This window comes from Catenulispora pinisilvae, from assembly GCF_015356865.1.
GTDB lineage: Bacteria > Actinomycetota > Actinomycetes > Streptomycetales > Catenulisporaceae > Catenulispora > Catenulispora pinisilvae.
In genome coordinates this window covers 22346-29444 of sequence record NZ_JAAFZA010000126.1, presented here as the reverse complement: position 1 = coordinate 29444, position 7099 = coordinate 22346, and the positions used below count along the sequence as shown (strand labels likewise).

Here is a 7099-nt window from a genome sequence, read left to right as displayed (position 1 = left end):
CTCCCGCCCCGGCCGCACGCCAAGCCCCCTACGCAGCTGCCCCAGAATGCGCGCCAGCAGCCGCGACACTTGCATCTGCGAGACGCCTATCTCCTCGCCGATCTCGGTCTGCGGCAGGTTGCGGAAGTAGCGCAGGAGCAGGATGCGCTTGTCCCGCTCGGCGAGTCCGGCCAGCAGCGGCTTCAGCGATTCGCGGTCGACGATCAGGTCGTAGGCGGGGTCGTCGGCGCCGATCAGGTCGCCGAGGGTGGAGCCGTCGCCGTCGGCCATGCCGACCGCGACATCGAGCGAGGTGGCGTTGTAGACCACTGAGGCGTCCATCGCGTCGACGACCTCGTCGACACCGGCGTCCATGCGGTGGGCCAGTTCGGTCACCGTCGGATCGCGCCCGAGCTTCTGGGCGAGCGATTCCCGGGCCTGGCGCAGGGCCCCGGACAGTTCCTGCATGTGGCGCGGCACGTGGACATCCCACGTCGTGTCCCGGAAGTGGCGCTTGATCTCGCCGGCGATCACCGGCGTCGCGTAAGTGAGGAAGGTGGTGTGGTACTCCTCGTCGTAGCTGTCGACCGCCTTCACCAAGCCGACATACGCCACCTGTTCCAAGTCCTCCCAGGACTCCCCACGGCGCCGGAACCGCGCGGCGACATAGCGCGCGTAGGACATGTACTCGCCGATCACGAACTCCCGCAGCGCCGGCCGCTCCGGATCGCCGGTCGCGAGGGTAGCTAGCCGACGCAGCGCGGCCAGAGCCGCCGCGTATGCGCCGACCCGATCGAGCCCCGGCTCGTCCTGGGTACCGTCCATCGCGGCGCCCGCTCAAAAGTCCCGGATGCTGCGGCGTTTCTCCAGTTCGACACGCACGGTGTCCCGGTCCTGCTCCCAGGCCAGCGTGTCGACCAGCGCCGTCAGGATGTTCCAGCCGAAACCCTCGGTGTCCGGCGGCTCCGCGGCCTCGGCGGAGGCGATCACGGACACCCGCAGCACGTCGCCGAGCACCTGCGCCCGGCACTCCAGATCACTCGGCGCCAGGCCGGCCGGACGGTACCCGACCAGCAGGTTGCACGCCTCGTCGACGGCCAGCCGCAGATCGCCGATCTCCTCGATCGTGAAGCCGAAACCGGCGCCGAGCTGGGCCACCGCGGAGCGGACGATGGTGATGTAGTCCCTGTGCGCCGGCACGGTGAGCACCACGGAGGCGGCGCCGGGCGGCATCGTCCGGTCGGCCCGGGTCATGTGAATCCGCTGCGCCATGGTTCCACTCCCTCGGCCGTTCCACGCGGCGATTGGTTCTATTCCGTCCCGGGTGACCGATTCCGCCGGGATCAAACAGGTGCGTTATTTGTCAGGTACTGTCGACCACCGGACCGTCCGCGATGCGGGTGAGGCGCACGGTGACGGTGGTGCCCGCGTGCCGCGCATGGTGACAGTGGTCGGCTAATAGCGCGGCGGCTGCCCCGACTCCTTCCGCCGCAGGATCAGGTTGACCACCAGCGCCGTCCACCCGGTCTGGTGCGAGGCCCCGAGTCCGGCGCCGGTGTCGCCGTGGAAGTACTCGTGGAACGGGATCAGGTCGTGCCACGCGGGATCGTGCTGGAAGAGCTTCACGTCACCGAACACCGGGCGGCGGCCGTCGGCGTCCTTCAGGAACAGGGACACCAGGCGGTGGGCGATGTCGTTGGCGATCTGGCGCAGCGTGGCCGGCGGACCGTCCGGCGCCGGGAACGGCGTGCGCCAGCTGTCGCCGAAGAACTCGTGGTAGCGGTCCAGCGCGTCGATGAGCATGTAGTTGACCGGGAACCACACCGGGCCGCGCCAGTTGGAGTTGCCGCCGAACATCACGGTCCGGGACTCGCCGGGTTCGTACTCCAGGGTGTACCGCTTGCCGGCCACGGCCAGCGAGAACGGGTGGTCGTGGTGCTCCCTGGACAGGGCCCGCAGGCCGTGGCCGGACAGGAACTCGTCCTCGTCGAGCATGTGCGTGAGCAGCCGGCCCAGCCGGTCCGGGCCGACCATCGCCAGCAGCCGGCGCTGGCCGCCGTCGGCGTCGTCGCCCAGGTGCTCGGTGTATTCGGGCCGGTTCGACTGGTACCAGCGCACCCGGTTCGACAACGCGGTGATCGAGCGCAGGTGCGAGGTCGGGACGGAGGTGGCCGCCGTCAGCGGCAGCAGGCCGACCACCGAGCGGACCCGGACCGGGACCAGGCCGGTGCCGGGGACCTGGAGCACGTCGTAGAAGAACCCGTCCTGCTCCGACCACAGGCCGATCCGGTAGGCGGCCTCGGCGATCAGCGCGAAGTGCTCGTAGAACTTGGGGACGAGATCGTGGTAGGTGCTGTCCTTGCGGGCCAGGATCAGCGCCATCTCCATCATGTTCAGCGAGTACATCGCCATCCACGCGGTGCCGTCGCTCTGCTGTAGGAACGTCCCGGGCGGCAGCCCGTAGTGCCGGTCGAACGGGCCGATGTTGTCCAGGCCGAGGAAGCCGCCCTTGAAGACGTTGTCGCCGTCGGGGTCGGCGTGGTTGACCCACCAGGTGAAGTTCATCAGCAGCTTGCGGAACACCCGCTTGAGGAAGTCGAAGTCCCGCGCGCCGTCCAGGTGGAACACCTGGAGCGCGGCCCAGGCGTGGACCGGCGGGTTGTCGTCGTCGAAGTTCCACTCGTAGGCGGGCATCTGGCCCGAGGAGTGCAGGTACCAGCCCTCCAACAGCAACTCCAGCTGCTGCTTGGCGAACGCCGGATCGACCCGGGCCAGGGCCACCGCGTGGAAGGCCAGGTCCCAGGCGGCGAACCACGGATACTCCCAGGCGTCGGGCATCGCGATGACGTCGCGCGCCGACAGATGCACCCAGCGGGCGTTGCGGCCCTGGCCGCGGCTGTCCTGGACCGGGTAGAGCGGGTCGCCCTTGAGCCAGCGGGCGGCGTTGTAGTGGTAGTACTGCTTCGACCACAGCAGCCCGCCGACGGCCTGGCGCAGCACCAGCGCCTCGTCGGCGGTGCAGCTGGCCGGGGTGAGCTCGGCGAAGAACTCGTCCGCCTCGGCTTCGCGGGCGGCCATCACGGTTTCGAAGCCGGGGCCGAGGTCCGGCGGCGCGTGGGTCGGGGCTTCTTCGGCGACTGCGGGTGCGGGGCGTTCGGGACGGTCGGGGTGTTCGGGACGGTCGGGACGTTCAGAGACCTCGGCATCCGCAGCGCCTTCGGCAGACGCGCCGGAGTGCTCGGAGGCGCCGGAATGCTCGGGAAGGTCGGAGCGCTCGGGGAGGTCGGCGGCGTCCGGGCCGTCGGCGGTCAACCGCAGCCGGATCTCCGCGGACTCACCGGCCGGGACGGTGAGCACATAGTGCAGCGCCCCCTTGCTGCCGCTGCAATCCGGATTGACGGTCGGCGCCCCGTGCACCACATGGTCGTTGATGCCGTCCTTCGGATACCGCGACCGGCCGGGGGCGCCCCACAACAACTGCCCGTTCGACTCGTTGTCGCACGCCAACGGGGTCGGCGTCCCGTCGCCGGAGAGCACGATCCGGCCCACGAACCGGTGGTCGCCGACCAGCCGCGCCCCCTCGCCCCGCACCACCGGGTAGTCGCCGTGGTCGGCGAGCCCCCAGGCCCAGGTGTTGCGGAACCACAGGGTGGGCAGCACGTGCAGCGTCGCCTCCCGCGGCCCGCGGTTCTCGACGGTGACCCTGATGCAAATGTCGTGCGGCCCGGCCTTGGCGTAGTCGGCGGTCACCGACCAGTAGCGGCCCTCGTCGAAGACCCCGGTGTCGACGAGTTCGTACTCGGCGTCGTCCCCGCCGCGGCTACGGTTCACCTCCACCAGGTCGTGATAGGGGAAGGCGTCCTGCGGGTAGTGGTAGCGCCAGCGCATCCAGGAGTGGGTCGGCGTGGAGTCCAGATACCACCAGTACTCCTTGACGTCCTCGCCGTGGTTCCCCTCCGGACCGGTCAGCCCGAACAGCCGCTCCTTGAGGATCGGGTCGCGGCCGTTCCAGAACGCCAGCGCGAAGCAGAACCACTGCCGGTCGTCGCAGATCCCGGCCAGCCCGTCCTCGTTCCAGCGATAGGCCCGGGATCTGGCGTGGTCGTGCGGGAAATAGTCCCAAGCCGTTCCGCCGGCGGAGTAGTCCTCCCGGACGGTGCCCCACGCCCGCTCGGCCAGATACGGCCCCCATGCGCGCCACGGCACGCGTCCATCGTCGGCCGCGTCAAGGCGCGCCTTCTCGGCCTGCATGATCACCGACAGTAGGGAGCACTCGCCGAACCCGCATGCTGGGCTGTCGTTTGGGGGGCGAGCTGTCGTTGGGAGGCGAGCCGTCGGCCGCGAGTCGGCCTTTCCACCCGGCTTCAGGCCGTCGGCCAGCCCTGTGCCAGCAGTTCCACCAAGACCGTGACGTCCTGGCCGAAGAACCGGTCGCCGGTGCCGGGCGGCAGCACGGCAGCCGTCTGCTCCAGCGCTCCGGACAGCCAGTCCGTGCCGCGCGGCGGCCGGGCACCCAGCGCGTGGGCCTGGTGCACGGCCAGCAGTTCGCAGGCCAGCACTTCCCGCAGGCCGTCGAGCGCCCGGCGGCAGTCCTCTGCGGCCTCCACGGAGAAGGTCTGCACATCCTCCTGGCCCGCCGACGTCTCGATCGTGCCGACGGTCGAGGGCACGGCGAGGCGGCGCAGCGCGTGGACCACGCCGACCGCGCGCTTGTGGACCGGGGAGAGCCCGGTGTGCGGGCCGGGGTCGGGTGAGAGCTGCGGGTTCAGGCCGCTCGTCTTGGGGTCGAGCAGCCGGTGCAGGCGGGTCGCGCCGAGTTCGGCCGCGCCGATCACGGCCACCGTCAGGATGTGCAGGTGGGCCGCGAGGTCGTAGCCGTGGAAGCCGGCTGTGCCGAGGAAGCGGCCGCTGCCGTCGTCCGCTTCGACGCCGTCGTCCGCTTCCACATAGGCCGGCGAGTCGGTGATGCCTTCCAACGCCCGCTGCACGGCCGCGTCCAGCATCGTCACGGCCCGTTCCAGGTGGGCCAGCACTTGTCCCGAGACCCGGAAGGACACCGGCGGTTGCAGGGCACGCGCCGCCGCTTCCGGTGTTCCGGCCAGGCGGGACAGGTCGGCCGTCACCTGCCGTAGTACCTCGTCGCCTCGGGCCAGGACGGGATCGATCGCGTCGCGCGCCGCGCCGGTCAGGGCGAACTCCGCTGCCACGAGCGATACGCACTGACGCAGCAGGGTACGGGCGTCTTCGGCGTGCAGGATTGCTAGAGCGGTGGTCACCGGCACGCCTTGGATGAGTGCCACGCCTTCTTTGGCGCCCAAGCGCAGCGGGTCGAGACCGGCGGCGTTCAGCGCGCTTTCGGCGGGAGTCGCATCCGCTGCATCCGAGCTGACAGCTGAACCGACACTTGAACCGGCAGCCGAACCGTCGCCGGACAGGACCAGGCCGCGACCGCTGATCGGTGCCGCGAGGTGGGCCAGCGCGATGATCTCACCGGAGTTGCCCAGGCCGCTGCGGGGAACAGCGGGCAGCACGTCGTGTTCGAGCATGGCCGCCAGTTGCTCGCACAGGCCGGCGCTGACACCGCTGTCGTTATTGAGGAACGTGCGCAGCCGGACCGCCAGAACCGCCCGCGTCTCCTCGCGCGTCAGCCACGGCGGACCGCCGGCCGAGCGCGCGAGCATCAGCGCCTCCTGATGCCGGGCCTGCTCAGCCTCGTCGAGGCGGCGCTCGCTGAGCGCTCCCATCCCGGTGTTGACGCCGTAGACCGGGCCGCCGGATGCCAGCGCGTGCAGAACCCGGGCGCGGCGGGCCGCGACGCGGTCGGTCAGTGCGGCCGACAGCTCTGGGACGTCGCCGGCCCGGGAGATCCGCAGGATCGCCGATGGTCCGAGATCGGCGACGGTCTCGATGGCGATGCGGGATGGTACGGGGCGGCGCGCGGCCATCTCACCGATACCGCAGCATCGTGCCGACGTCGCCGCGCTCGGCCCGTTCCAGGATCAAGTAGCCGACCGCGACATCGAGGATGGACAGCCCACGGTGCCACAGCAAGATGCGCTCCTCCGGCTTCTCCCGGCCGGGCTTCTGTCCGGACACCACGGCTCCCAGTTCGGCGTACAACGTCTCCGAAGACAGCTTGCCGGTGTCCACGTGATGGCGCAGCGCGCCGAACCGGCCGGACTGCGCCTCGCGCCAGTCGTCGACGACGACCTTGTCCATGACGTCGAGCAGGTCCTCGGAGACCGCGCTGATCGTGCCGTAGGGCACGACGAACGCGCCCGGCTTGACCAGCCCCGGATGCAGCAGCGGGGACGGTTCGGTGAGCCGGGTGGCCTCGACGAGGATGTCCGCGCCGTCGAAGGCCTCGGCGGCGGTGTCGACGACGCGCACCGGGGTGTCGGTGGCCGCGCGCAGCTGGTCGGCGAACGCCTCCCGCGATTCCGGGCGCCGGCTCGTCACCCGGATCTCCTCCAGGTCGAACAGCGCGTCGAGCATCGTGACGTTGGAGAACGCGGTGCCGCGCGCGCCGACGTGGCCGAGGATCCTCGCCTCGGGCCGGGCCAGGTGGCGCGCGCCGACCGCGGTCATGGCGCCGGTGCGGGCCTCGGTGATGAAGGTGGCGTCGATGATGGCCCGCGGCACGCCGGTGGTGGGGTCGTAGAGGGTGAGCAGGGCCAGCTCGCTGGGCAGGCCGAGCTGGAAGTTGGGCACGAAGTCGCCGACCACCTTCACCCCGCTGACGCCGTGTTCCCCGAGCGTGGCGACGTGGCCGCGCAGGACGTTGAAGTGGCCGATGCCGCCGTTGTTCGGGACCAGGTGGGTGCGGGGTTCGAAGACGGTCTCGCCGCGGCCGTGGGCGGCCACGACCTGTTCCACGGCGTCGATGATCTCCGCCTGCCCGATGCCCAGTTCCTCGACGTCCGGACCGGACAGGAACCTGAGCCAGATGCCTTCTTGCTGGGGCTGAGGGTGCATGGGACGTCCCGGGGTGGTGATCGGTGGTAGTCGGCGATGTTGGTCGAGCTGATCGAGCCGATCGAGCTGATCGAGATGATCGAGCGGCTCGGTGATGATCGGTGATGATCGGTGGCGATCGAGGGCGGGATGCCACCATAACCGC

General features: G+C 70.5%; 5 protein-coding genes. All 5 read right to left on the bottom strand.

The window, feature by feature from the left end:
• The coding region (locus IZR01_RS29305; protein ID WP_194925742.1) for a SigB/SigF/SigG family RNA polymerase sigma factor at positions 1-804 on the bottom strand (804 nt) is incomplete at its 3' end.
• 12 nt (positions 805-816) lie between these two features.
• Positions 817-1251: an ATP-binding protein gene (locus IZR01_RS29300; protein WP_194925741.1), complete on the bottom strand. Its 435-nt coding sequence runs from the start codon at positions 1249-1251 to the stop codon at positions 817-819.
• 183 nt (positions 1252-1434) lie between these two features.
• Positions 1435-4230, bottom strand: coding sequence for an MGH1-like glycoside hydrolase domain-containing protein (locus tag IZR01_RS51125; RefSeq protein ID WP_228560467.1), 2796 nt, complete (start codon positions 4228-4230; stop codon positions 1435-1437).
• 113 nt (positions 4231-4343) lie between these two features.
• Positions 4344-5924: an aromatic amino acid lyase gene (locus IZR01_RS29290; RefSeq protein ID WP_194925740.1), complete on the bottom strand. Its 1581-nt coding sequence runs from the start codon at positions 5922-5924 to the stop codon at positions 4344-4346.
• Position 5925: 1 nt separating this feature from the next.
• On the bottom strand, positions 5926-6954 hold the full coding sequence (locus IZR01_RS29285; RefSeq protein WP_194895214.1) for an ornithine cyclodeaminase family protein: 1029 nt from the start codon (positions 6952-6954) through the stop codon (positions 5926-5928).
• Positions 6955-7099: the final 145 nt, after the last annotated feature.